Genomic DNA, 25,715 nt, shown 5'->3' with positions numbered 1-25,715 from the left:
CTGGTGTGCTATAATCAAACCGTAAAATACAACTGATTGTGGTTCTTTGCGCGAGGGCCGGAGAGGAGAGGGAAGATGGCAGACGAAAAATTTGAACTGGTATCCTCTTACCAGCCCACCGGCGACCAGCCGCAGGCCATTGAAACACTGGTGAAAGGCGTGGAGCGGGGCGACCGCTGCCAGACCCTGCTGGGTGTTACCGGCAGCGGCAAGACCTTTACCATGGCAAATGTTATTGCAAAATGCAACCGGCCCACGCTGGTTCTGGCCCACAACAAAACGCTGGCGGCCCAGCTGTGCACCGAGTTCCGGTCGTTTTTCCCCAACAACGCGGTGGAGTATTTCGTCTCCTACTACGATTACTACCAGCCGGAAGCCTATATCCCCAGCACGGACACCTATATTGAAAAGGACAGCGCCATCAATGACGAGATCGACCGTCTGCGCCACTCGGCCACGGCGGCACTTTCGGAGCGGCGGGACGTGATCATTGTAGCATCGGTTTCCTGCATCTACTCGCTGGGCGACCCCATCGACTACCGCAGCATGGTCATCAGCCTGCGCCCCGGCATGCAGATGGAGCGCGATGCGCTGTGTCAGAAGCTGGTCACTCTGCAGTATGAGCGCAACGACGTGAATTTTGTGCGCAATAAGTTCCGTGTGCACGGCGATATCGTGGACATCTACCTTGCCTATATGAGCGAGCTTGCCATCCGTGTGGAATTTTTTGGGGACGAGATCGACCGCATCACGGAGTTCAACCCTCTCACCGGGGCCAAACAGAATGTAGTCAAGCATGTAGCCATCTTCCCGGCCAGCCACTATATCGTCAGCGCCGAGAAGAAGGCCGCAGCACTGGAAAAGATCCGCGCCGAGTGCGACGCACAGGTGAAGCAGTTCACCGCCGAGGGCAAGCTGATCGAGGCGCAGCGCATTGCCCAGCGCACCAATTACGACATTGAGATGCTCAACGAGGTTGGCATGTGCAAAGGCATCGAGAACTATTCGGCGGTGCTTTCGGGCCGTGCGCCGGGCAGTATGCCCACCACTCTGCTGGATTATTTCCCGGATGATTTTCTGCTGTTTGTGGACGAGAGCCATGTTACCCTGCCGCAGGTGCGCGCCATGTACGGCGGCGACTATGCCCGCAAAAAAACGCTGGTGGAGTACGGCTTCCGCCTGCCGTCCGCTTTCGATAACCGCCCACTCAAGTTCGAGGAGGTGGAGTCCAAGCTGAACCAGATGATCTTCGTTTCGGCTACGCCCGGCGACTACGAGCGGCAGAACAGCACGCAGGTGGCGCAGCAGGTCATCCGGCCCACCGGCCTTTTGGACCCGCTCATTTCGGTGCGCCCGGTGGAAGGGCAGGTGGTGGATCTGTTGGGCGAGATCAATACCCGCATCCAGCGGCACGAGCGCGTTCTCGTGACCACCCTGACCAAGAAAATGGCCGAAGACCTGACCGACTACCTTACCGAACAGGGCATCAAGGTCAAGTATATGCACCACGAGGTGGACACCTTCGAGCGCATGGAGATCATCAAGGACCTGCGCCTTGGCTCCATTGATGTTGTGGTGGGCATCAACCTGCTGCGCGAGGGTCTTGACCTGCCCGAGGTGAGCCTTGTGGCCATTCTGGATGCCGACAAAGAGGGCTTTCTGCGCAGCGAGACCAGCCTGATCCAGACCATTGGCCGCGCGGCCCGCAATGCCGAGGGCCTTGTCATTATGTACGCGGATGTCGTCACCGACAGCATGGACCGCGCCATCACCGAGACCGAGCGCCGCCGCGCCATCCAGATGGCCTACAATAAAGAACATGGCATCGTGCCAAAAACCATCGTCAAGGCCATTGCAGACAGCATCGAGATCAGCGATAAAGCGGAGAACGCTAAGCTGAACACCCGCCGCATGGGCAGGATGGAGCGGGAGGCCGCCATCGAGCGCCTGACCCGTGAGATGAAGGAAGCGGCGAAGCTGCTGGAGTTTGAACACGCGGCCTTCCTGCGTGACCAGATCGACCGACTGCGCCGGGGCGAGAACCCGACGGTGGACTCTGCGGCAGAAACGGAGCGCAAACAGAATCATTCACAGACACAACGAAAAGGGAGAAAATACCTTGGCAAACGATAAAATCGTCATCAAAGGTGCCCGCGAGCACAACCTGAAAAATGTTAACCTGACCCTCCCGAGGGAAAAGCTGATCGTCATGACCGGCCTTTCCGGTTCGGGCAAGTCGAGCCTTGCGTTCGACACCATCTATGCCGACGGCCAGCGCCGCTATGTGGAAAGCCTTTCCAGCTACGCACGCATGTTTTTGGGCCGCATGGACAAGCCCGATGTGGATGAGATCACCGGTCTGTCACCGGCAATTTCCATCGACCAGAAAACCACCAGCCACAACCCGCGTTCCACCGTGGGCACCGTGACGGAGATCTACGATTATCTGCGACTTCTGTACGCCCGCGTGGGCGTGCCCCACTGCCCGGTGTGCGGGCGGGTGATCAGCCAGCAGACCGTGGACGAAATGGTGGACGCGGTGCTCAAACTGGACGAAGGTACGAAGTTTCAGGTGCTGGCTCCTGTGGTGCGCCAGCGCAAAGGCACCCAGCAGAAAGAGCTGGATGCTGCCCGCCGCGGTGGCTATGCTCGTGTGAAAATCGACGGCAACCTGTATGATCTTGACGAAGAGATCAAGCTGGAAAAGAACATCAAGCATACGGTGGAGATCGTGGTGGACCGCCTTGCCATGCGCAAGGGCATCCGGGGCCGTCTGGCAGATTCGCTGGAAACCGCGCTGGCGCTTACCGGCGGCATCGCCGAAGTGGACGTGATCGGCGGCGATTGTATGACCTTCAGCCAGAACTTTGCCTGCCCGGAGCACGGCATTTCCATCAGCGACCTGTCGCCGCGGCTCTTCTCCTTCAATAACCCGCTGGGAGCCTGCGAAAAGTGTACCGGCCTTGGCACTTTTATGCGGGTGGACGAGGAACGCATCCTGCCCAACCGGAACCTTTCCATCCGTGAGGGTGCCATCAAGGCCAGCGGCTGGTACTATGCCGAGGGGTCTGTATCCGAAATGTATTACCTTGGCCTTGGCAAAAAGTACGGATTTACGCTGGATACGCCCATCAAAGAGATGAGCACCGAAGCGGTCAATGCGTTGCTGTACGGAACCAATGGCGAAAAAATTGAGATGCACCGCACGAATGAGTTCGGCAGCGGTGTGTATTATAATACCTTCGAGGGCATCGTGGAGAACCTTGAGCGCCGCTTCCGCGAGACCAACAGCGAGTGGATGAAGGAAGAAATCGGCAGCTTCATGTCCGGCGTGGAGTGCCCGGACTGCCACGGCAAGCGCCTGAAACCCGTGGTGCTGGCTGTGACCATCGGGGATAAGAACATCAGTGATTTCTGCGAAATGTCCATCCGGGACGAGCTGAAATTCATTGCTGAGAACGAACCGAACCTGACCGAAAAGCAGAAGCAGATCGGCGGCCAGATCATGAAGGAGATCCGGAACCGCCTGCAGTTTTTGCAGAGCGTGGGTCTGGATTATCTCACGCTGGCCCGCTCAGCAGGCACTCTTTCCGGCGGCGAGAGCCAGCGCATCCGCCTGACCACTCAAATCGGCAGTGCGCTTTCCGGCGTGCTCTATGTGCTGGACGAGCCGTCCATCGGCTTGCATCAGCGCGATAACGACAAGCTCATTGCCACCCTGAAAAATCTCCGCGACCTCGGCAATACGGTGATCGTGGTAGAGCACGATGAAGATACCATGCGCAGCGCGGATTATATCGTGGATGTAGGCCCGGGCGCAGGCGTGCATGGCGGTGAGATCGTAGCCGCTGGCAGCGTGAAGGACATCTGCAAGGCAAAGCGCAGTATCACCGGCGATTATCTCTCCGGCCGCAAACGCATTGCCGTACCGCAGACCCGCCGCACCGGCAACGGCAATTACCTTACTGTACGGGGTGCACGGGAAAATAACCTGCGCAATATCGACGTGAAATTCCCGCTGGGAGAGTTTATCTGCGTTACCGGCATTTCCGGCTCCGGCAAGTCCAGCCTCATCAACGAAATTCTGTATAAGACGCTTGCCTGCGAGCTGAACGGTGCGCGTTCCCGCGCAGGCAAATGCGATGGGGTAGAAGGGCTGGAATTTGTGGATAAGGTCATCGGTATCGACCAGCAGCCCATTGGCCGTACGCCGCGCTCCAATCCGGCCACTTATACCGGTGTGTTCAATGATATCCGCACGGTATTCTCCCAGACACAGGATGCCAAAATGCGCGGCTACGGCCCGGGGCGTTTCAGTTTTAATGTCAAGGGCGGCCGCTGCGAAGCCTGTGAGGGCAACGGTATTCTGCAGATCGAGATGCACTTCCTGCCGGATGTGTACGTGCCCTGCGAGGTATGCAAGGGTGCGCGTTACAACCGCGAAACGCTGGAAGTGAAGTATAAGGAAAAGACCATCTCCGATGTGCTGAACATGACCGTGGAGGAAGCAGTGGTATTCTTTTCTAACCAGCCCAAGATCGCCCGCAAGCTGCAGACCCTGTTGGACGTGGGTCTTGGTTATGTAACACTGGGCCAGAGCGCCACTACCCTTTCCGGCGGCGAAGCACAGCGCGTGAAGCTGGCCAATGAGTTGGCCCGCCGTAGCACTGGCAAGACCGTGTATATTCTGGACGAGCCTACTACCGGCCTGCATATTGCAGATGTGCACCGCCTGATCGAGGTGCTGCAGAAGCTGGTAGATGCGGGCAACACGGTTATTGTCATCGAGCACAATCTGGATCTTATCAAGTGCGCCGACCATATCATTGACCTTGGCCCTGAAGGCGGCAGCGCAGGCGGCGAGATCGTGGCCGAAGGCACGCCGGAACAGGTGGCAGAGGTGCCGGGCAGCTTTACCGGCCAGTATCTGAAACCGCTTTTGGAAAAAGACAAGCTCCTGCAAGAAAAAGAGCAAAATAAATAAAGCGCGTACTTTCGCAAAAATCAGACTTTTTACGAAAAAAGCAAAGAAAATTGTAAAAATCTGTTGACAAAACTGCTGTATCTGAGTATAATATCTCATGTCGCCACGCTTCGGTAGGGAAGCGGCGGTCGATATCCGGGTGTAGCGCAGTTTTGGTAGCGCGCTTGAATGGGGTTCAAGAGGCCGTGAGTTCGATTCTCGCCACTCGGACCAAACAAAAATAATCCGAACTTGTTTCCAATAGGAGATGGGTTCGGATTATTTGTTTTCTTCGGAAAATTAGCGTTTGCGAAGCAATGAAAGCCCCAGTGGGGCTTTTAAGCGACGGAACGGTCTGCGTTAGCAGATGGAGGGGCTTTGCCCCGACAAGTTCCATGCAGGTGTCCGTGGAAGATGAAATCCGAAATCATAGATTGACCGACATAAGCCACAATATGATTTCAGGAGGACATGAACATGAAGTACGATGAAAGAGCTTGCAAATTCAACATGGACACCGGGTGCGTGGAACTGCTGCTCCGGGATGGAAGAAAAATTTCCATCGACTGCACCGGGGTCGAGGATGCGTTGAATGTGACCATGGCGCAGAGGTCGGAATTGGACTATCTCATCTATAATGACCCACTGGGCTATGCTGATTTGATTCTGAAGGGTGACCCGGAGGGATACTTGAAAAACGTAACCGGGAGCCATGGGTTAGAAGATTAAGAAAAATGCCGTTCCAAAAGCAACTGGAACGGCATTTCTTATTTTTCGCCATTCGGCATCTTCTGTCCCCGCAGCTCCTGTCGGATGGCACGGAACTGCTCCGGCACGTCCGCATCGGTCATCGCACCGGGGACATCCACTGTCCCAGCGGCTTTGGCGGCTTCATAGAACCAGCACTTGTATTCCACAGTTTCTAGTGTGTGCTGTAACTGCTGGATTTGCTGGGTGAGCACCTCGCGCTGATGCCGGAACATTTCCAGCCGGGTGTCAATGGTGTCGTCTCCCTGCATGGAAAGCTCAATATACTGCCGGATATCCTTGATGGACATTCCGGCTTTTTTCATGCAACGGATGACCTGCAGCCACTCGAAGTCGTTTTCCCGGAACATCCGAATGCCGCCGGAGGAACGCTCCACAAAGGGAAGTAACCCTTCTTTGTCGTAGTAGCGCAGGGTGGAGGCAGGTACGCCCAGCTTTTGTGCCATTTCACCTACGGTATAGATCATCTGAAACCTCCGTTTTTTCAAAAAGCCCTTGACTTAAAGTGCGCTTTAAGTTGTATGATAAAATCAAACTTTATCAACATCATAATGCGGATGCACTCTGCTGTCAAGGAGGTTCCTATGAGCAAGAAGGTATTGATTTTGTCTGGCAGTCCCCGGAAGGGCGGTAACTCTGATATTCTATGCGATGAATTTCTGCGTGGAGCACAGGATGCCGGGCACAAAGCAGAAAAGATCCGGATCGCTGAGAAAAAGGCGGCTCCCTGTTCCGGCTGCTACTACTGCAGCACCCACGGTGGAGCCTGCGTCCACAAGGATGATATGGCAGACATCCTGCAAAAGATGATCGATGCCGATGTCATTGTGCTGGCAAGCCCGGTATACTTCTACTCCATCAGTGCCCAGTTGAAGACAGTAATCGACCGTACCGTGGCACGGTGGCTTGAGGTCAAAGACAAGGAATTCTACTACATCACCACCATGGCAGACGAGGAAAAAGCCTCTGCGGACACTACGCTGACCTGCTTCCGGGGCTATGCAGACTGTGTGGAAGGTGCCGTGGAAAAAGGCGTCCTTGTAGCAGGTGGTGTTTACGAGCCGGGTGCAGTGTGCGGTACGCCTGCCATGGCACAGGCTTACGAGATGGGGAGGAGCGTATAATGGCAGTAAAACAGACCGCAGGGCGGGATGCTCTGGGCGAATTTGCGCCAAAATTTGCAGAACTTAACGATGAGGTACTATTCGGGCAGGTGTGGAGCCGAGAGGATAAACTCTCCCTCCGGGACCGCAGCCTTGTGACGGTGGTGGCACTGATGGCGCAGGGACTGACGGACTCCTCGTTTCGGTATCACCTGACGGCAGCGAAAAACAACGGTATTACCCGGACTGAGATTGCAGAGATCCTGACCCATGCGGCGTTTTATGTAGGTTGGCCCAAAGCGTGGGCGGCTTTCCGCATGGCCAAGGAAGTCTGGGCAGAGGACGCTGCAGAGGATGCCAAGGCAAAGCACCAGAGTGAAATGGTGTTCCCCATCGGTGCATCCAACGACGGTTTTGCACAATATTTCAGCGGAAAAAGCTATCTGGCCCCCCTGTCCACCGCACAGGTTGGCATTTACAATGTCACCTTTGAGCCGGGCTGCCGGAACAACTGGCACATCCACCATGCCGCAAAGGGCGGTGGGCAGATCCTTGTCTGCGTGGCAGGCCGGGGCTACTATCAGGAATGGGGCAAAGCTCCGCAGGAGCTGCATCCGGGCGATGTGGTGAACATTCCCCCGGAGGTCAAGCACTGGCACGGTGCTGCACCCGATTGCTGGTTCTCTCATCTGGCAGTGGAAGTGCCCGGCGAAGACACCTCTAACGAGTGGTGCGAGCCGGTGCCGGAAGAAACCTATAAGGAGTTGCGGTGATGCGTTTTGACGTACACCCAACCACGATGAAACAAAAACAGGGTGCGTCCACCAGCAGAGTTCCCATAAAACAGTATTTGCAAAAGTTCCCTAAATGGGGAAGATTTGGCGTGACTTCGGTCATGCCTTTTCTTTTGCTTCCAGTTCATCCAGAGGGATGTACCCCAGCCCATCGTACTTGATATGGATGTGCTGCACCCGCTTTCCGCTGGACTTATCCGGGGCATCCACATAGATAGCCGACACCAGTTCACGGAGAGCATAGGGGGTGAGTTCTTCAATATGGACGTACTTGTGCGCTTTCTGGACGAACTTTTCAATATTCTCAATTTGCTGTTCCTGTACTTCGATTTCCTGTTGGATAGAGAGGCCGTCCTCTTCCAGCTGCTTCTGCTCGGCATCGTAACTCTGGCTCATCATGTCGAAGCGGGCATCGCTCAGCTTTCCACTGGCGTTGTCCTCGTAGATTTTCATGAACAGCCGTTTGAGATCTGCGATTCGCTTCTCATTTCGGGCAAGCTGCTTCTTCAGGACAGTCAGCTTTTCGCTGCTTTCCACCCGAAGCTGTTCCTCCATGACCTTGCGGAAGTAGTCTTCATGGCAAAGGATGTAGTCTGTCACCTGCTGGATATGGTTCAGCACACGGCCTTCCAGAACCTTTACCCGGATGAAGTGTCCCTTGCACCTGCTCCCGTTCTTCTTGTGCAGAGAGCAATCAAAGAAGTCTTGACTGAAGTCCCTGTTATTGGACGAACCATATTGCATCTTGGAACCGCAGTCAGCACAGTAGACCATACCGGAGAAAATGCTGCTCTTGCCTGTCCGGGTCATGCGGTGACGCTGATTACGAATCTTCTGAACCTTTTCAAACACATCATCGTCGATAATGCGCTCATGTGTATCCGAGAAGATAGCCTGATTTTTCACAGGATTCAGATGTTTCTTTTTATCCCAGATAGAGTTAGTATAGGTCTTGAAGTTGACTGTGCAGCCAGTGTACTCCCGGCGTTCCAGAATCAAACTTACTGCTCTTTTATCCCAGCGATAAGGGTCTTCCGGGGCAGGTGCGTTTGTACTCCGGCCATGGCTCAACTTGTAGGCGGTAGGAGTCAGAACTTTGTCCACCCACAGTTGGTTTGCAATTTGGGTCGGGCCACGGCCTTCCATGCACATGGAGAAGATGCGCTTCACGACCGCAGCCGCTTCCGGATCAACAAGCCAATGTTTCGGGTTCTCCGGGTCTTTCACATAGCCGTACGGCACATTGACCGTCAGCGGTACTCCACGCTCTCCCTTGGCCTTCTGAACGGCCCGAATCTTGCGGCTGGTATCGCGGGCGTAAAACTCGTTGAACCAGTTCTTAATGCCTGCAAAATCGTTGTTTATGCTGTTCGGGTCAATGGTGTCATAGTTGTCGTTAATGGCAATGTAGCGAACGCCATACTGGGGAAAGGTAAAGTTGGTGTACAGACCAGTCAAGGCGGAATTGCGCCCCAGTCGGGACAAATCCTTTGTGATAACGATTCCTATATGTCCCGCTTCAATCTCGGTCAGCATACTCTGGAAGCCGGGACGGTCATAGTTCGTGCCGGAGTAGCCATCATCCACAAAGAACACCGGGTTCGGAAAGTGATTCTTCTTAGCGTATTCCAGAAGAATAGCCTTCTGGTTCTCAATGGACAGGCTTTCGCCGAGCCGTGCGTCCTCTTGCGACAGTCGGCAGTAAAGTGCGGTGATTTTATTCGTTGCTCCAGACATTGTTGTGTCCTCCTTACTCTGTGGAGCAACTGTCGGTACAGGATTGGTTACCGGGTCAAGTATAGCAGAATTGGACGCAGTTGTCATTCGTCTGCACCCTCATCTTCAAATTTTTGCTGGGCGTTCTTGGCAACAATGCGCTCCAGCTTCTTCAAAAAGGACTCCTTGCCCTCATAGCTGCCGGTCACGGTGTAGGTGGTGTGACCGACTTTCTCCGTGGTGGTCAGTTCTGGAATCCAGAAAGCGGACAGGTTCTTGACATGGAGGTTGCCGTTCTCGTCCACATAAGAGCTGTGTTTCTTCTGCTCTTCGGTCAAGGGCTTCCGCTTGAAATAGATTTCATTTTCGGAGATGTTCACAGTCTCGCTGGTCTGCTCTTTCGGGGCATCATCATACAGCTGTGCGAAAAATGCCAATGCATCTTCGGGTGGTTCTTCCTCCATGAGCTGCTCGAAAACTCGCTGTTCCTCTGCCGAGAGGTTATTCCATGCGGCTTCCAACTCCTGCTCGTTGGCTGCGTTGACGAAGGCTTCGATCTCTTTTTTCATGGTGCATCCTCCTTTGGCTGCGAAAAGCGGATTTTCAAAAAGTATGGGTTTTCGTGAGAGCAAGAATCGTCCCGTGGCCACAAATTTTCAATTCTTGAAAATTCTTGCCCTTTTGGGACAGCTTCTTGTTGGGGCGTGCCTGCCCCAAACCCTGCTTAGGAGTGAGTGCGATATACTAGGAATTTATTTATTGCTTGCATCGGTTTTGTCGTTTCCCTTTTTCTTACGAGACAAACCTAAACAAAGATGCGTCGAGCCAAGGCAAAGAAATGATGAACCAAGACACAACCATACAACAGCCATAGAATTATCATTTCCACTTATGAAGCTAATAAGTGAAGCCATATATAACAGAGCAGAAGCTGCATAGAATAAGATAGATTTCTTGGTTTCTTTTTTCATAAATAATCGCCTCCACAAATCGATTTGTTGAGTCAATTATACCACGTTCTTTATCGAAATTACACCCTCTACATGGGAGAACTTGGCCGATTTACTGCGTACGTGCGTACCCATCTTCCGTATACACGTATGCGGCGATTTGCCCGAAACGCACTCTATACAGCCGTTCCCCCTCGGAGAGCCCACTACACTTTGCAGACCACAGGGATGAAAGTGTCATAGTGGGTTATTACACTTCCGCAGAAGTGCCTTCTCCTCGCCGCAGACAGCCGGGTGTGCCTTTTGTGAGAGCTTTCTGTGCGGCGAATCTACATCGCCCACAGGCGATGTAAGCAGGGATTCCAAAGGGGCGCAGCACCCTTGGCACACGACTTTGGTACAAAGTCTAGTGTGTTACACCTTTCCAGAGGTGTATACGTTCCTGAAATGCAAAAAGTCCCATATCCAATACCTTGACGGTGCGGACATGGGACTTGATGCTTCCTCGGCCTAGCCGGGTACTCGTAACCAATCCTGACAGGCAGTTGCCGTGTCATTTCTCGAAAACTGTTTTACGAATACCCAGCACCCGGACGCACCCTGCCAAAAGCCACAGACGATAGCGATATGTACAACAGGGAGTTCCCCAATGGGAACTTCCTGTTTTTCGTTGTTTGCATGATGAGCCTGCTTTGCCCGCCATAGGCAAGCTCGCGTTTGCGCAGCGCAGCGGAGCAATGAAAGCCCAAGTGGGGCTTTTAAGCGACCGAACGGTCTTGCGTTAGCAAGATGGAGGAGCCTCCGCCCCGACAAGTGACCGCTGTCCTTCCTCGCTGTTCCAGCAGGCAAGGATGGCCGGGTAGAATGCCCGCGCCAGACGGTCAAAGACTTCATCGGGATAAGGGGAAGTATTTGTGGACTTTTTCTTTTTGTTCAAACGCACGCTCCTTTGATCGTCCCACCGTGGCAAAGTCGGGCGAGAAAATCAAAGTTCCAATTTTTATCAGGCGCAGGGGCGCGGATAGTTTCCGCCCTGCACTTGCGGCTGGTGGCTCATTGATGGCTTAAAGCAAAAAGCTCTAGGCTTAACCCCTCTTCTTTGCGGATCTTTCTGATCCGCTCTCCAACAAGGGATGCTAGTTCGGCTGGTTCAGATTCAGGCTGATCTTTCGCTTTTTTCACAGAGAACACATCATTTGCGGGCAATCATCAGATGCCACGGAACGTAAAGGTGAACTCCACAGGCTTGGTTACATCAGGAATATACTCCGGGTGGACATTGGCACCCCAGCTGTCATCGCCGCCAACGCCCATCTGCTCGCCCATAGCACGAATCACCGTGTAATGGACCGGGGGCAGCTCGTAGGGATGCTTGGCACTCTCCATTTCATGGGGAGTGTAGGGCAGCGCAGAGAAGAACATGGGCTTTGCGGCATCCGCGGTAAACAGCAGCCCGCGACCCTTGCGGTCCACTACCTTTGCCCAGCGCACAGCGGTCTTTGCACCGCACTCCTGCGGCACAAGGTACTGTGCCATGTTGTCTACGACCTTGTTCTGGTAAATGCCCAGCTTTGCACCATGCTGACGATCCCAGTAGGTCTCCGCAGGGCCGTTTCCGTACCACTCCACCGTGTCGTAGTCAGCGTCGATTTTGAACAGTACGCCGAACTCCGGCATTGCTGCAAGTCCTTCCACCGGGTCATAGTGCAGGGTGGTCTGGATGCGGCCATCACCGAACACACGGTACTGCAGGCTGCACTCTGCTGCGGGGCTGGTCTGGAGGTTATAGAGATAGGTCACGACCACGCTGTCGGCTTCCACCTCGCAGGTGGGGTTCTGGAGGATGGTACCGCCATGAACAGACGGAATCTCCTTGCCGATGCCCTTGGCGGTAGCGTACAGGCTTGCCAGCTTCCACTGACCGCGAACGCCGCCCATGTTGTTGCCGCAGTCGTTGTCGGTGGGAGCGCGCCAGAAGTTGGGACGGGGAATCTCCTGAATCATCTCTTTGCCGGCATAGCGGTAGGAAGTCAGGCCGCCGTTCAGATCGGAGAACAAAACATCGAAATTCTCACCCCGGACACCGATGTTGTGTGTACCGTGCGTAACGGTAAACGGCGTGACCTTCTTGCTGGGAATGGAACGGACCACAGCGATCACTCCCTGTCCAAAGGCGACTTCGTGACCCTTCTTTGCCCAGCTGGTGTCCTCCTTCAAACGGAAGCTGATGGTCACTGCATATTCACCGGGGAGCGCAGGAACCATAAACGGCAGCGGGAAGCTGGAACGCTCTTCGGGAGCAACATCAATATTGGTCAGTTTCTGCTGCTGATACAGCTTTCCATCACGGTGCAGCAGAGCAATGCAGTCGAAAGCATCCGTAGAGGTGAACAGGTTCTTATTCCAGACTTCGAAGCCAGAGTTGTCGATGGAAATGGCGATGTTCTGATAGCAGAACTTGACCTCCTGCATCTTGGGAGAAGGAGCACGGTCACCACCGTAGGCAATGCCGTTTCCGCTGAAATTATAGTCGGTAGGACGCTCACCGAAATCGCCGCCGTAGGCTTGGAACCACTTGCCGTAGCGGTCTTTTTTCCAGATGGACTGGTCGATGTAATCCCAGATAAAGCCGCCCTGATAGCCGCAGTCCTTCTGGTCGGCAAGTTCCGTGTACTTGTATAAAGCACCGTTGGAGTTGCCCATAGCATGAGAGTATTCGCACTCGATATAAGGCCGCTTATCGCCCTGTGCCAGATACTCTTTAATGTCCTTGACCGTGCTGTACATATGGCTCTCGATATCGGTGGTTTCGAGGAAGCGGGGATCGTTGACCACACCTTCGTAATGCACCAGACGGGTGTCATCAAAGCGGCGGACCATCTCGGCCATCTGGAGCAGGGTCTCACCGCCAAACGATTCGTTGCCCAGAGACCAGATCAGAACAGCAGGATGATTTTTGTCACGCTGGTAAGTGGAATTCATGCGGTCAAACAAGACAGCTTTCCACTCCGGCTTATCATTGGGCAAAACGCCCTCGATGCCGCGAATGCCCGCCTGATGGATGTCCCATGTGCCATGGGATTCCAGATTGTTCTCTGCGATCAGATACAGACCATACTCGTCGCACAGGTCGTACAGTGCATCCTGATTCTGGTAATGGCTGGTACGGATGGCATTGATGTTGTTCTGCTTCATGGTGATGATATCCCGAAGCAGTTCCTCATGGGTGTGTACGCCCACAGCACGACCCGTAATGGAGCTGAACTCATGACGGTTGGCACCCTTGAACACGATGCGCTTGCCGTTGAGCAGCATCCGATTGTTCTTCAACTCGAACTTGCGGAAACCGACTTTCTGCCCGGTCACCTCTACCAGATGGCCTGCATCGTCCAGCAGCTCGATTTCCAGTTCATACAGAGCCGGGTCCTCTGCACTCCACAGGTGGGGATTCTCCACCGCATGGCTGAACAATGCAGAGCCGCCGTTCAGTGCGATTTTTTCGGAGAACACTTCCAGCTCACTGCTTCGCAGGGTCAGACGGGCCGCGCCCTTACCCTCCACCTGCAATGCAACTTCCAGCGTGGAATGAGTAAAATCATCCCCGGCAAACAGCGTTTTGACGGATATATCTTCCAGATGCACGGTGGGGATGGCGTACAGCCACACGCTGCGGAAGATGCCGGAGAAGCGGAAGAAGTCCTGATCTTCGCACCAGCTGGAGGAAGTCCACTTGAACACCTGCACAGCAAGTTTGTTCACGCCCGGCTGGAGATAGGGAGTCAGGTCGAATGCGTGTGCGGAGAAGCTGTCCTCGGTGTAACCCACATAAGACCCGTTCAGCCAAAGAGCCATGCCGCTTTCCACACCCTCGAACTCGATGTGGACGGGCTTGCCCTGCATGGATTCCGGCAGCTCGAAGTATTTTACATAGCTTGCCACCGGATTGAACCGCTGCGGGATCTCACCCGGCTGTACTTCTTCACGGCCATCCCACGGATACTGAATATTCGCGTACTGGGGAATGTCGTAGCCCTCCATCTGGATGTGTGCCGGAACATGAATGTCATCCCAGCCGCTGCAATCGTAATCTGTCTTTTCAAAGCCGGGGATGGCACTGGTGTAGTTCTTTGCGTAGGCGAATTTCCAGATACCGTCCAGCTTCATCGCCAAAGAAGAGGAGCCTGTCCGATATTCTTCGCGGGAAGCGTAAGTACGGAAACTTGCATGAGCATTCAGCACGTTTTCCTTGAAAAAGGTGGGGTCTTTTACTTTTGCAAAATCAAATGCAGCCATAGTATTTCCTCATTTACCTTTTATAATTTTATAATATTTCTCCAGCCTCCCCGGAGGAATCGCTGGATTCCTCCGGGGAACAGCAGATGAAGGAGAAATGATAATGGCTTGTTATCAGACTGCTGCACGCAGCTTTTCACTTGCTTCTTCGACCTTCATACGAGAGAGAATGAAGGTGATGATGGCATCCAGAGCAAACGGAATCACCAGATACATGATCTTCAGCATATTGATGCAGGAATCCGGCTGAACGGTCAGAGCGCTGTCAAAATGGCTTGCTGCCAGCAGCCAGCCGGTGATGGCAGTACCCAGACCGCCGCCCAGCTTCACACCGAGAGAAGTGCAGGAGTACATCGTGCCATCCACGCGCTTATGCTTCGTCAGCCAAGTATATTCAGAGCAAGCAGCAATCACAGCGTTCATATCGCCCTGCCAAGGACCCTGACCAAGAGCTGCGATTGCAGTAAAGAGCAGCATCAAGGTCACATTGCCGCTGCCCATGTAACCAGCTACAGCAACCAGTGCACGAGAAATCGTTGCCAGAGTATAGCTCATTACATTCAGCTTATACATTCCATTCCACTTTGCAACCAAGGTCGGGGTGAACACCAGTGCGATGATCAGAGGAATGTTGATTGCCCAAGAGAATACACCGAACAGATTCTGGTTGCCAAGGATGTAGGTTGCATAGTAGGTGCCCATGCTGATCATGGCACCGTAGATCTGCTGCAAAATGTAGGTGACGCAAATCATCATATAATATTTGTTACCAGCAAGCAGCTTTGCAGCCTGAACCAGATTATACTTTTCGTCCTGCTCGATTTCCTTTTTGTCGGTGGTATCCACCAATTCGCCTTCCGGCAGTTCCTTCACAGAGAAAACGGAGAGGGTGTTGACAAGCAGACCGATGATGGCGTAGATGATTGCAACAGTGCGCCAACCGGCAGCACCACCGCCCAATGCCGTAACAGCACCCAGCGTGATGGACTGGATGAGCAGGCTGGTGGCAAAGGCGAACATGAAACGCCAAGAACCCATCTCGACCTGTTCGGCACTGTTCTTCGTGACGAGAGCAGTCAGTGCAGAGTAAGCAATGTTGTTGGCAGTGTAGAATACAGCGTTCAGCAGAGTATATGCGATCAGGAACCATGCGTACTGTGCAAACTGTCCCAGATTGGTCGGGATGGCGAAAATTGCCACCAGCGTAATGGCACAGCCAATGTAGCCGTACAGCATCCAAGGACGGGCTTTGCCCATCTTAGAATGCGTTTTGTCAATCAAAGAACCAAAGAAAATGTCCGTCACACCGTCCAGCAGTTTGGAAACTGCAATCAGAGTGCCGACAATACCGGGGTTCAGGCCAACGGTGTTGGTCAGATAGATCATGACGAAGGAGGACAGGAATGCATACACCACGTTGCCTGCAATATCGCCTGAACCATAGCCGACTTTATTATACCACTTTAGATAACGTTTCTCAGTCATTGTGCTTTCTCCCATCTTGCTTGTTTTGTGTGGGCGCGACCAATCTGCTGCGCACTTCAGACTGGAATTCTCATTACGCAAGTTGCCCAAATCTCTTGCGTTCCGTCTGAAAATATTATAGAATCTAATGGAACGAAAAGATATAGACAAGATGGAACAGAATATGCACAAAATCAAAGAGTTTGTAATTTTTTGATAGAACATTTCCCAAATCACTGTAAAATCTCTGAAGATGAGGAGGACGCAGGGATGTATTTCAACTCAGGATATTTGAACAACTCCCGTTTGGATTTCAAAGACTACTCAAAGCCGCTGGTCGTAGGCAGCTGCGGCACTTATCGCTTGAAAAAACGCCCTAAGCTACCTACTTTTTGGGCAAAGGGTCGCAGAGACTATCAAATCCTCTATGTGGCATCTGGTAAAGCACACTTCTGGTTCGATGGTGTTGAGGAAGTGGTGACTTCTGGACACATGGTGCTGTATCAGCCGAAAGAAATCCAGAAGTATGTCTACTATGTAGAAGATCATCCAGAGGTGTTCTGGATTCACTTTACAGGATACGATGTCAAAAACATCCTGAACTATCACGGAATACCCTTGGACAAGCACGTTTTTTACAGCGGCACACTGCCGGATTACAAAATGCTGTTCCGAAAGATCATCCGGGAACTGCAACAATGCGAATATGGCTATGAAGACTATATTGCTTCTCTCTTCAACATCATTCTGCTTTTAGTAAGCAGGCAACAGCAGGAAAGTGAGAAAACAACGACAAGCATCCCCGAAGAAATCGAAGCCGCCGTTGCCTACTTTAACGAGAATTATAATACAAAGGTCAGTGTGGACGATTACGCAGAATCGCTGCATATCAGTACGAACTGGTTTATCCGTAATTTTAAGCTGTACATGAAAATAAGCCCTGCACAATACATCCTGTCCCTTCGGATGGTAAATGCACAAAGCTTATTGGAGAACACCGAATACAATATTGGAGAAATTGCAGAGATCGTAGGGTATGATAACCCACTCTATTTTAGCCGGGTATTCAAGAAAGAGTATGGTGTCAGTCCGGCACAGTACCGAAAGAATCTGGAAGAATCCACTGAAAAATGAGAAAGATTCCTTGATTCAGACGTTCCTGCCTGTTGAGATGTACCTGACATATCAAGTTGACGGCGAACCGTTGGAACAGCTCCCGAATGGATACAGCGACCATTATGTGCCGGATGGCTTTGTACGAGATTAGAGTGTATACAAGGAGGTCTCTTTATGTTAGAGCATTTTTTCAAATCGCTAGTTGCAACAGTTTCTGACCCTTACCAATGCAATCGCATCACAGATGCGTTGGCGGCAGCTGGAATTAAATTCTATTGTAAATCCAAAGATGTCAATCGGCATAACACATTTGATCAAGCAAGAATTGGAACCCTCGGCATAAAACCGCAGTATGTCACAGAGGTGTTTGTGGACAAAGAAAATGCTGATATGGCTCTGCACATTATACATACCCTGTCATAAGCCCGGAGTTCCCCTGCGAACAAAACATTCCGATATAAAAAGGACGCTGCCGCCTCTGGGTAAGAGGTTGCAGCGTCTTTTTGGTATCAGAGGGCGAATGATCTGTCAGATTGGACGGCTTCCAACGAATAATATACTTTCGACTATTGTTTCATTTTCCAAGGGCAATTCTTTCACTTCTGTTCCATTCACCGGGACAGGGAAGTTGAAGATAATCTTCCTAATCCAGTTGCCATCCGGCTGCTTTTCCGGGAATAACTCAATCCGCTCAATAAACGCCCGCATGAACTCCTTCCGCTCCACTTCGGAGGCTGCTTCATAGACCTGATCGAATGCCAGCAACAGGCGGTAGATATTATCACCCGAAATCTTCTCCTGCCGGATACTCCGTATCTGGCTTTGCACATCGTCAATCTGGACTTCAATCTCATCTATTGCGCCATATTGCTCGTCATATCGGCGCTGCAAATCAGAAATTTTCCGGTCATAATACGGGTCATTCACATCTAAACCGTCCATCTGCCGTTCCAGTCGGGCCTTTGTGCCTAATGTCTGCCGAAGCTGCGCCTGTAATGCTTCCAGCTGCTTCTCCAAATCGTTCGTATCGACAGCGGAGCCGATTTTCGCCTTGATTGCATCCGCAAACCGTGGGTCACTGACCATAGCAGAGATGATTGACGCTACCATGCGGTTCATTTCCATCTGCTCAATATTCAGCCGGAAGGTACACTCGTGGCCTGTTGGCGTCACCGTATTCTTGCAGTAATAGTAATAGCGGGTCTTTTTGTCCTTGCTGTGGGCTTTCGCAATATTCCCGTACAGGCTTTTGCCGCAGCAGGGGCATTTCAGAATACCGGACAAGATATGTGCGTGGGTAGGGTCATTGACTTTCTCACGCCGGTAAGCATTGATTTTCCGTTTTTCCTGCGCGAGGTTCCAATCTTCTTCTGAAATGATAGCCTCATGCTTCCCCTCGTACACAGGGAACTCCGATTGCTCAACTACGTGCATCTCATTCCGTGTGCCGATCTTCTTCTCTGTCCGGCGTCTGCCATAGGCGATTTTTCCCATATATACCGGATTATCAATGATACTCTTCACAAAGCTGGCAGAAAAACCGGGAATGGTGCCGTTCTGCCTTAACTTCTTCACAAAGCCCTGCCGGTTCAGATATTTTGCCACGCCACTGACACCGTCGTTGGTGTGAATATAGCGGTCAAAGATGGTGCGGATCACGTCCACTTCATCCTCAGCAATCAACAGTTCGCCTTTTTCAAGGCGGTATCCATAAGGGGCAAAGCCACCGTTCCATTTTCCTTCACGGGCTTTCTGCTCCCGTCCGGCCATCGTCTGTGTCCGAATATTTTCACGCTCTATCTCTGCCACCGCAGAAAGGACAGAAATCATCAGCTTGCCGGAATCTTTGGAACTGTCAATGCCGTCTTCCACACAAATCAGATTGACACCGAAATCCTGCATCAGCTGCAAGGAATTCAGAACGTCAGCGGCATTCCTGCCAAACCGGGACAGCTTGAACACCAGCACATATTCCACACCGTCTTTGCAGTCCTGAATGTCTTGCAGCATCCGCTGAAATTCGTGCCTGCCCTGAATATTCTTGCCGGAAAAGCCTTCATCAGAATATTCACCAGCCACTACCATATCTTCGTATTCAGCGTATTTCCGCAGTTTGTCTCGCTGAGCATCCAGACTATATCCGTCCACCTGCATGGATGTAGATACCCGTGTGTAGAGATAACATTTTGTTTTAGTTTTCTTCATGCAGGCCGCCCCTTTCTTCCAGCTCTAAACATTCATCCGTTACTTTCTTCTTCGCCAGACCTTCATTCTGAATGTAGTACTCCAACAAACGGAGTACATATTCCGGCGCATGGCGGTTATCCAGTTCCCATTCTGTCACAGTCCGATAGGGAATCTGAAAATATTTACAAAATTCCTTGCGATTCATGCCAGTGCTTTCCCGCAATTCTTTTATTTTGGTTTTGCAGTCCATTTCATTTACCCCATAAAGCAAAAATACACGTTGCGTATTTATTATAGCATACGCCAAACAAATACGCAACGTGTAAATTTAATTTATATCAAGCGGCTTTGTCAAATTCCTGATACACAGGAACGGGTTGCTTTCCTGATGCCGCAGACTGTGTACGGCCATCCTTCTCAGTCTCCTGCATCTGCCCCAACAGCTGTGGCCCGTACTTCTGCAACAGCCGCGCCATCACATCAACACAGCGGTCAAATGCCGCATTATATTTCGGATCATCATAAACTTTGCTCAATAGGCCGCTCCTTTCCTCTATGGCTGCTCTGCGCATAGATGTTCAAAACTTCTGCCGGTATCTGTTCCAAAATCGCCACGGCACTGTCATAGTCGCGCCGCAGCTTGAGGTCTTCGATCTGCTTTAGGGTGCTGACCTTCTGCGCCGATGCAAGAGATTCTTCCAGTTCGGCATTTTTCGTTTTCAACTTTTTGTTTTCGGATGCTGTTTTCGTGAAGGCTACGCCATATTTCCGCAGCAGTGTGTCCATCTTCTCCACGCTGGGAATATAGGTATCCAGAATCTTGCAGATTTCCTCCGCCCGGCTTTTGGCGTTAAAGGGATTGATTCCAGTGAGCAGATCCTCCAGTTTGCTTTTCTGTTTGGTCAGTCTGGTCATCTCCTTAAATACGCGGGGCGGGATATGGTCGCGCCCGGTCAGGCTGGCGCTCTCGCCACGCTCCAAATCTGGAAACTTCTTGACCATGTGTTTCCAAAACTCATCCTGCCACCAGGTCAGCTTCTTTTTATTGCCCATGATGTCTTTGGCGCTGAGCCTGCCATCCTCCGTCAAAGGGACAAAACAAAGGTGCATATGGGGCGTTTTCTCGTCCATATGCACCACGGCGGATATAATTGTCTCTTTGGACTGATGCTGTTCCAAAAAGTGCAGAGCTTCCTCGAAAAATACCCGAATTTCCGCCCGTTTCTTTCCCTTAAAGAACTCCGGGCTGGCTGTGAACAGCGTCTCGATCATACGGATACTGTCTTTCCGGGTACGGCATCCGGCAGCGGCAATTTGCCTCTCTGACTCGGCCCGGTACTTGCCGGGCGGTTTGACCAGATGGAAGTTGTACTTGCTTCGGCTGGTATCCACATCGGGATTACTGGCGTACTTTTCCTTTGTGCGCTCGTTATGGGCCTCGATATTGCCGATTTCAGGCCCCTTATATTTGGCAAATCGCATAATCGCGTATTGTGCTTTTTCCATACTCAATCCCTCCGTTTCTGCCAGACAATGTCATATCCCAGCACGTCAGCCAACTCCACGGCCTCCCGATACCGCAGCGATTCCCGCTGCAATTTTCCGGAAAGATTGGATACGCTGTCGCTCCACCCATACTCATCGTGCAGCTGGTCAACGACTTCCTGCATGGTGTAACCGGCGCGGATGATCTGCGCCTTGATTTCGTTTCGGATACTTGACTTCATAAAATATATTCCTCCATTTTCGCAAGTGAAGCCCTTTGTCACTTGATAGATAAAACATGATTTTCGGTTGCGTCATAAAAAGAACCGGCTACGCTGGGGAGCGCACCGGCTTTGGTCAATGGTGAAATTTGTGCAAATGCTGTTTTGCGATAGAAATGATTCCCTGCGTATCGTTGGTCAACGGCGGAATATTCGACTTCACAGAAATGCGGGACTTTTCACTGTTCGGGCTGTATTGTCACAAAATGCTGCAATCTGTACGTCGTTCCGTGAGCCGCCATCCGGCGAACTGTATACGGATAAAAGAGAAACATTTCGCTGTTTTGAGATTGCTCTAAAATATGCCTGCAAAATCACCGCTTTTACTGACCGCTTCAGGTGTGGTCAAAATGACCACACCTACTTCACAGCACAAAAGCGCGAAGAATTTCACGGTTCTGGTGGTGGACAAAATATCCATAACCACTTTTACACATCAAAATAGGTGTACCCAAAATGGGCACGACCACTTTATCCAAATGAAGCGCCTCTACAATATATGAGGTAACAGGGTCAATCGCTGCGTACATACGTACCGGCGACCAGATCGGAAATCAATCCCGCCAGTCTTCCGGTACGTACGTACACTGTGAAGCGTCCGTAAACTCGTTTATATGCGGCCTTGCCACTGCCTCGATCCCCATAAAGCCCCATACCCGGCGTCCTGCCGAATTGGTAATCGTGTTGCAGTGTTCCAGATTGTACTTACCGCAGGCTGCCACCAGCGCATCGCTGAAGCTGCGGCGTTTGAGTGCAGTCAGGCTATTTTCCTCGCACCACATCCGGTAAATGTCGTAGCAATCCTTTGAACTGATGGACGCATCCGCTTTCAGCCGGATATAGCCCTCGGATTCCAGAAAATCAAACACGTTATTGTTGTCCCGCTTGACGGCCTCCCGGTTCTCTTTGGTGCGCTGGCTCTCGGTGAACTTGAAGTTGTTCGCTACCAACCGCTGCAATCCCGCAAAAGCCCACAGCAGAATGCCCTCCACCTCGGCCTTCATCTTCTCTGCCAGGTCGGGATCATCCACACGGTCGGCAGGTTTCTCTTTGGCGGTCAGCACCAACTGCCGCCGATAAAAGCCATCACTGCGGTCAAAGAGAGCCTGCAAGTCGCCATTGCTGAATGCCAGCAGCCGGGCGCACATCCATCCCTGATAGCTCTGCTTGCCTTTACGCTCCAAATCCATTTTACCCTGTGCGGTGACGATGGATTTGACATAGTTGGTCTGCCGCAGGGCCTCCATCCGCATATCATCATCGACACACAGCAGAATGTGTTCCAGATCAGCGCGGGCAAAACGGTTCTCGGAAATTTTGCCGATGCTGCCGTCCTTCATGTTGCTGCCGAACAGGGCGGACAGCACCGCGCCGATCTGGCTCTTACCCTCGCCGCCATTGCCCTTAATGACCATCATGCGCTGTCCCTTGTTGCTGGGGATCAGGCAGTAGCCGATATATTCCTGCAAAGTGGGAATGTCCTCCGGGTAAAGAAGCCCATCCAGAAAAGCCAGCCAGCGGGTCGGCGTGGGCGCATCGGGATTGTAGGCCACCGGCAGGCGGCAACACACGATGTCCGGTTTTCCCTCCGTAAAGGAGCCATCCAGAAACAACGTGCCGTTTGCCAGATGAATGCGGTCAGCCTCCGGCGGGAAATCCTCTACCAGCGCCGCCAGCTTCATCAGCTCCACGATATTGCTGATTTTGCGGGGGATATTGCTGACCGCACAGCATTTCAGTTCCTCAAAAATTTCTCCACGCAGTGGCAGCTCATCGGTCACGCGGCCATCAGGCGTGAAAAAAGCCCCGTTTGTGTAGATGATTTTGTGTCTGCCGAGAAAATCATCACAAAACAGGGCTTCATTGATACTCTTGCCGTCAAACCAGATGGGCTGGTTGGCCTCACGCGATTGCTCGTTCTTCGCCACGGTGCTGCACCTCCTTTTCCAGACGTCTGAGCCGCTGCTCCAGCGCGGTGATAGTGCCGTCCTTCAGCAGCATATCCACCGCTTTCACACGCTGCTTCAGTTCCGCAAACATGAGAACGTCCAACAAATCATTTACATACTCGATCATATGACAGGCTTCCACAAAGCGGTCATCCAGTTCATCCTCCGGCGATTGCGGGGCATATTCGACCTTCCAGCGTTCCAGCAGATGCAGATAATCGCAGAGCACCCGCTGGCAGTGTATCTCATCGTTGCGGAAAGCCCGCGCCAGCGGATAGGGCTTTTTCAAAGCCATCGCTGCCGGGGGCTTGTCCGGGTCGATGCCAAAGTCATAGGCCAGCTTCTTTGCGGCCTCGTAGCTGCTCAGGCCGAACAGCCGCGCCACAAAATCGATCACATCCCCGGTAGCCCCGCAGCCAAAGCAATAGAAATAATCCCTGTTCAGCTTCATGCTGGGATGCCGGTCATCGTGGAAGGGGCAGCAGATCATATCGCCCCGGTTGACCTTACAGCCGTAGCATTCGGCGGCCTGCTTCACGGTGACAGCGGATTTTACAGTTTCAAATAAATTCATAGGCTTTGTCCTCCATTATTTATTGACGGTATCTGCCCGTCTGCCTGAATATACGGGGAAAAAGCCTATAAACCGAAAAATCCGCTAAAAGTGCAAGAAATGAAAAAACGCCGCCCTGAAATCTTGCAAAAATGCAAGACCTCAGAGCGGCGAAGCCAGCGGAAAGCATTTGCCCGCGCTGGTTTTATCAGGTATAATGGATAAAGAGAGTTTTCAGAAGAGAGGTGCGTCACATGGAGGGAGCCTATCTGCCCGGCAATATCCGGCAGCGGATGCAGGAGCTTATGAAGGAACATAAAATTACCCAGGCACAGCTGGCGACCCGCATCGGCAGCACCGAGAGCGCCATCAGCCGGTTTGTCAGCGGTAAGACTGATAAGATCAGCACAGAACATTTGCTCCGCATTGCGAAAGTGTTTGAAGTCTCCACAGATTTCCTGCTGGGGGAAGTCAACACGCCCGACCGGACAAATTTTGATATTGAAGAACTGGGCCTGTCGGTGCAGGCGGCCAGAACTGTCAACCGGCAGAAAGTTCCCGTATATCAGGCAGACCTGACGATGATACAGAACACATTTATGGCGGCGCTGCGGGAAGTGAAGAAAGAGATCGGCAACGATTTCACAGCAGCGCAGTCCTTGACCAAGGGCATCACTCAGCAGATGTTTACCGAACTCACCAAAGGGGCGGATGTTCATACTCCGACCATCACGCCCGAAATGATTTCCGCCGCCGTCACCCAGAGCGCAGCGGGGATGGACGGTGTGCAAAAGGAAGCATTAGACAAGTTCGGTCAGGCGCTGACGGAATTTCTCCAATCCACCTTAGACCACGCGCAGGAGAAGCAAAATGCCGACCCGGAGCAATGAGCAGCTGTGCAGACTGGCACAGAAAGGGGATACGGCTGCCCGTGACATTCTGCTGGAAAAGAATCTGGGATTCATCCGAAAAATTGCGCTGGAGCAATACCGAAACATGGGGCTGGATGAAAATGATATTGGAATTGATTTGGATGATTTGATGCAGGAGGGAAGTATCGGCCTGCTGAACGCGATCCCTTTGTTTGATGCCGGACGGGGCATGAAATTTCTGACCTATGCAGCACCGGCGCTCCGCAACGCCATGACGGACTGCATCCGCGCCGCCCTCGGTTTATTTGAGCAACGGATGGTGGATAAGAAAGACGGCCCCGGCTTCCAGAGAGTATATCTGGATGACGTTCTCTCAGAGGATGAACGGATGCTGCGGATCGAAGCCATAGCCGACCCTCACACCCAAACGCCGGAGCAAATCTATATCCAAAAAGAGCAGCTGATAGAATTGTATGCGGCGCTGGACAAGCTGACAGCCAGAGAGCAGACCTATCTGCTGTACCGCTATGGCTTTACCGATGGAATCGAGCACCCGCTGATCGGCGCGGCACTCCATTTCCATCTCAGCGAGAGCTGGACAAAGAAGGTGGAGGGCGAGGCGATGGACAGCCTGCGCGGAAAGCTGCCGTGGTGGTTCTGATACGATGGGAAGCAGCGGCTGACGGGGGCTTTGATATACCTTTGTTCCGCAAATGACACGGCTGACAGACAGTGCTTGCCCGCACCGCCTGCCAGCCTTTTTCTGTCGCTTATGCTGCCCCGCAAGGGGCAACCTTTCCCGCCAGAACGCCGCAACTGTGGCCACACTTTTCAGGGTGTGCTACAATTCCGGCTGCCATCTGCTCCACAAAGGTATAACACACTAGACTTTCCTACGGAAAATCGTGTGCCACGAAACCGCCGGTTTCTTTGGATTCTTCCGGTCAAAGGGGAACACTATCCCCTCTGAACACCCCAGACAAAGGAGAACGCTGTTCCCTTTTGGAATCCCCTTGCCAATAGGGATGCTACCGCCCTATTGAATGATTTAGATAAAAAACAAAATAAAGCATAGTTCGCCAGCACACCGCTATTCTGTCATTACCTTACACAGACATCTTGTAACTTTTTCGTTAAGCCTATTGACTCTGATACTTCGGAAGAGATATAATATAGTTGCTACTTAGCGATCCTAAATAGCAAAGCTAAAGAGAGGCGACG

At 52.2% G+C, this 25,715-nt stretch carries 23 protein-coding genes, 1 tRNA gene and 1 pseudogene; 11 read left to right on the top strand and 14 right to left on the bottom strand.

The genetic code is table 11. The annotated features are described in order from the left end of the window. Nucleotides 1-75: 75 nt before the first annotated feature. The 4 genes from uvrB to ACGHUK_RS07625 all read left to right on the top strand — a co-directional run bounded on the left by uvrB (nucleotide 76) and on the right by ACGHUK_RS07625 (nucleotide 5,692). Complete coding sequence (gene uvrB / locus ACGHUK_RS07640) at nucleotides 76-2,133, top strand: excinuclease ABC subunit UvrB (RefSeq protein WP_097775443.1); 2,058 nt, start codon at nucleotides 76-78, stop codon at nucleotides 2,131-2,133. Further along, on the top strand, nucleotides 2,120-4,984 hold the full coding sequence (uvrA, locus tag ACGHUK_RS07635) for an excinuclease ABC subunit UvrA (protein ID WP_097777693.1): 2,865 nt from the start codon (nucleotides 2,120-2,122) through the stop codon (nucleotides 4,982-4,984). Before uvrB ends, uvrA begins: the two co-directional genes overlap by 14 nt. Before the next feature lie 135 nt (nucleotides 4,985-5,119). Then, a tRNA-Pro gene (locus tag ACGHUK_RS07630) sits at nucleotides 5,120-5,197 on the top strand. 243 nt (nucleotides 5,198-5,440) lie between these two features. Next, nucleotides 5,441-5,692, top strand: coding sequence for a DUF6061 family protein (locus ACGHUK_RS07625; protein WP_371292843.1), 252 nt, complete (start codon nucleotides 5,441-5,443; stop codon nucleotides 5,690-5,692). A 38-nt stretch (nucleotides 5,693-5,730) separates the two neighbouring features. On the opposite strand, the gene ACGHUK_RS07620 is transcribed toward ACGHUK_RS07625, so the two are convergent. Then, nucleotides 5,731-6,198, bottom strand: coding sequence for a MerR family transcriptional regulator (locus ACGHUK_RS07620; RefSeq protein WP_055190980.1), 468 nt, complete (start codon nucleotides 6,196-6,198; stop codon nucleotides 5,731-5,733). 117 nt (nucleotides 6,199-6,315) lie between these two features. On the opposite strand from ACGHUK_RS07620, the gene ACGHUK_RS07615 reads away from it, so the two are divergent. Continuing rightward, on the top strand, nucleotides 6,316-6,855 hold the full coding sequence (locus tag ACGHUK_RS07615; protein ID WP_390573931.1) for a flavodoxin family protein: 540 nt from the start codon (nucleotides 6,316-6,318) through the stop codon (nucleotides 6,853-6,855). Beyond that, nucleotides 6,855-7,607, top strand: coding sequence for a carboxymuconolactone decarboxylase family protein (locus tag ACGHUK_RS07610; RefSeq protein WP_390573929.1), 753 nt, complete (start codon nucleotides 6,855-6,857; stop codon nucleotides 7,605-7,607). Before ACGHUK_RS07615 ends, ACGHUK_RS07610 begins: the two co-directional genes overlap by 1 nt. A gap of 120 nt (nucleotides 7,608-7,727) precedes the next feature. Here ACGHUK_RS07610 and ACGHUK_RS07605 read toward each other — a convergent pair whose 3' ends face one another. From ACGHUK_RS07605 to ACGHUK_RS07580, 6 genes are all read right to left on the bottom strand, one after another. Next, complete coding sequence (locus tag ACGHUK_RS07605; protein ID WP_227624611.1) at nucleotides 7,728-9,365, bottom strand: recombinase family protein; 1,638 nt, start codon at nucleotides 9,363-9,365, stop codon at nucleotides 7,728-7,730. An 83-nt stretch (nucleotides 9,366-9,448) separates the two neighbouring features. Then, nucleotides 9,449-9,913, bottom strand: a complete 465-nt coding sequence (locus tag ACGHUK_RS07600) for a hypothetical protein (RefSeq protein WP_112120869.1) — start codon at nucleotides 9,911-9,913, stop codon at nucleotides 9,449-9,451. A 183-nt stretch (nucleotides 9,914-10,096) separates the two neighbouring features. After that, nucleotides 10,097-10,315 (bottom strand): hypothetical protein, encoded by a 219-nt coding sequence (locus ACGHUK_RS07595; protein WP_080545308.1) that lies wholly within the window; start codon nucleotides 10,313-10,315, stop codon nucleotides 10,097-10,099. A 760-nt stretch (nucleotides 10,316-11,075) separates the two neighbouring features. Then, nucleotides 11,076-11,231: a hypothetical protein gene (locus ACGHUK_RS07590; RefSeq protein ID WP_390508988.1), complete on the bottom strand. Its 156-nt coding sequence runs from the start codon at nucleotides 11,229-11,231 to the stop codon at nucleotides 11,076-11,078. A 272-nt stretch (nucleotides 11,232-11,503) separates the two neighbouring features. Further along, nucleotides 11,504-14,587 (bottom strand): glycoside hydrolase family 2 TIM barrel-domain containing protein, encoded by a 3,084-nt coding sequence (locus ACGHUK_RS07585; protein ID WP_390573926.1) that lies wholly within the window; start codon nucleotides 14,585-14,587, stop codon nucleotides 11,504-11,506. A 114-nt stretch (nucleotides 14,588-14,701) separates the two neighbouring features. Then, entirely contained in the window at nucleotides 14,702-16,072 is a 1,371-nt protein-coding gene (locus tag ACGHUK_RS07580) for an MFS transporter (protein ID WP_390573924.1), read from the bottom strand. Nucleotides 16,073-16,321: 249 nt separating this feature from the next. On the opposite strand from ACGHUK_RS07580, the gene ACGHUK_RS07575 reads away from it, so the two are divergent. The 3 genes and pseudogenes from ACGHUK_RS07575 to ACGHUK_RS07565 all read left to right on the top strand — a co-directional run bounded on the left by ACGHUK_RS07575 (nucleotide 16,322) and on the right by ACGHUK_RS07565 (nucleotide 17,590). After that, nucleotides 16,322-17,185 carry an AraC family transcriptional regulator gene (locus ACGHUK_RS07575; protein WP_005941554.1) on the top strand — a complete coding sequence of 288 codons (864 nt, stop codon included), beginning with the start codon at nucleotides 16,322-16,324 and terminating at the stop codon, nucleotides 17,183-17,185. A 7-nt stretch (nucleotides 17,186-17,192) separates the two neighbouring features. Further along, nucleotides 17,193-17,315 (top strand): annotated as a pseudogene (locus ACGHUK_RS07570) (Tat pathway signal sequence); the annotation flags it as partial. A gap of 26 nt (nucleotides 17,316-17,341) precedes the next feature. Beyond that, nucleotides 17,342-17,590 carry a hypothetical protein gene (locus ACGHUK_RS07565; protein ID WP_005941557.1) on the top strand — a complete coding sequence of 83 codons (249 nt, stop codon included), beginning with the start codon at nucleotides 17,342-17,344 and terminating at the stop codon, nucleotides 17,588-17,590. 105 nt (nucleotides 17,591-17,695) lie between these two features. Here the strand turns inward: ACGHUK_RS07565 and ACGHUK_RS07560 are convergent, their stop codons facing one another. The 7 genes from ACGHUK_RS07560 to ACGHUK_RS07530 form a co-directional block, all read right to left on the bottom strand. Then, on the bottom strand, nucleotides 17,696-19,372 hold the full coding sequence (locus tag ACGHUK_RS07560; protein WP_390573922.1) for a recombinase family protein: 1,677 nt from the start codon (nucleotides 19,370-19,372) through the stop codon (nucleotides 17,696-17,698). Next, nucleotides 19,359-19,604 (bottom strand): DNA-binding transcriptional regulator, encoded by a 246-nt coding sequence (locus ACGHUK_RS07555; protein ID WP_117568913.1) that lies wholly within the window; start codon nucleotides 19,602-19,604, stop codon nucleotides 19,359-19,361. The genes ACGHUK_RS07560 and ACGHUK_RS07555 overlap by 14 nt, the downstream gene beginning before the upstream one ends. Before the next feature lie 88 nt (nucleotides 19,605-19,692). After that, entirely contained in the window at nucleotides 19,693-19,890 is a 198-nt protein-coding gene (locus ACGHUK_RS07550; RefSeq protein ID WP_117466784.1) for a hypothetical protein, read from the bottom strand. Continuing rightward, nucleotides 19,874-20,860, bottom strand: coding sequence for a MobV family relaxase (gene mobV / locus ACGHUK_RS07545; protein WP_015537326.1), 987 nt, complete (start codon nucleotides 20,858-20,860; stop codon nucleotides 19,874-19,876). The genes ACGHUK_RS07550 and mobV overlap by 17 nt, the downstream gene beginning before the upstream one ends. A gap of 2 nt (nucleotides 20,861-20,862) precedes the next feature. Continuing rightward, entirely contained in the window at nucleotides 20,863-21,081 is a 219-nt protein-coding gene (locus tag ACGHUK_RS07540; protein WP_015534241.1) for a hypothetical protein, read from the bottom strand. Between the two features lie 593 nt (nucleotides 21,082-21,674). Further along, complete coding sequence (locus tag ACGHUK_RS07535) at nucleotides 21,675-23,048, bottom strand: phage/plasmid primase, P4 family (RefSeq protein ID WP_390573919.1); 1,374 nt, start codon at nucleotides 23,046-23,048, stop codon at nucleotides 21,675-21,677. Then, nucleotides 23,023-23,643 (bottom strand): CHC2 zinc finger domain-containing protein, encoded by a 621-nt coding sequence (locus ACGHUK_RS07530; protein WP_390573917.1) that lies wholly within the window; start codon nucleotides 23,641-23,643, stop codon nucleotides 23,023-23,025. The genes ACGHUK_RS07535 and ACGHUK_RS07530 overlap by 26 nt, the downstream gene beginning before the upstream one ends. A 233-nt stretch (nucleotides 23,644-23,876) precedes the next feature. Here ACGHUK_RS07530 and ACGHUK_RS07525 point away from each other — a divergent pair, with 233 nt between their 5' ends. Together ACGHUK_RS07525 and ACGHUK_RS07520 are read left to right on the top strand one after the other, a co-directional pair. Continuing rightward, nucleotides 23,877-24,512, top strand: coding sequence for a helix-turn-helix domain-containing protein (locus ACGHUK_RS07525; RefSeq protein ID WP_390573915.1), 636 nt, complete (start codon nucleotides 23,877-23,879; stop codon nucleotides 24,510-24,512). After that, complete coding sequence (locus ACGHUK_RS07520; protein WP_117466788.1) at nucleotides 24,493-25,155, top strand: sigma-70 family RNA polymerase sigma factor; 663 nt, start codon at nucleotides 24,493-24,495, stop codon at nucleotides 25,153-25,155. Before ACGHUK_RS07525 ends, ACGHUK_RS07520 begins: the two co-directional genes overlap by 20 nt. Nucleotides 25,156-25,715: the final 560 nt, after the last annotated feature.

Origin of the sequence: Faecalibacterium sp. i25-0019-C1 (genome assembly GCF_042854225.1) — a bacterium.
Taxonomy (GTDB): Bacteria; Bacillota; Clostridia; order Oscillospirales; family Ruminococcaceae; genus Faecalibacterium; species Faecalibacterium taiwanense.
Note: the sequence above shows the minus strand (reverse complement) of the source record. Positions and strands in the feature narration are given on the sequence as shown.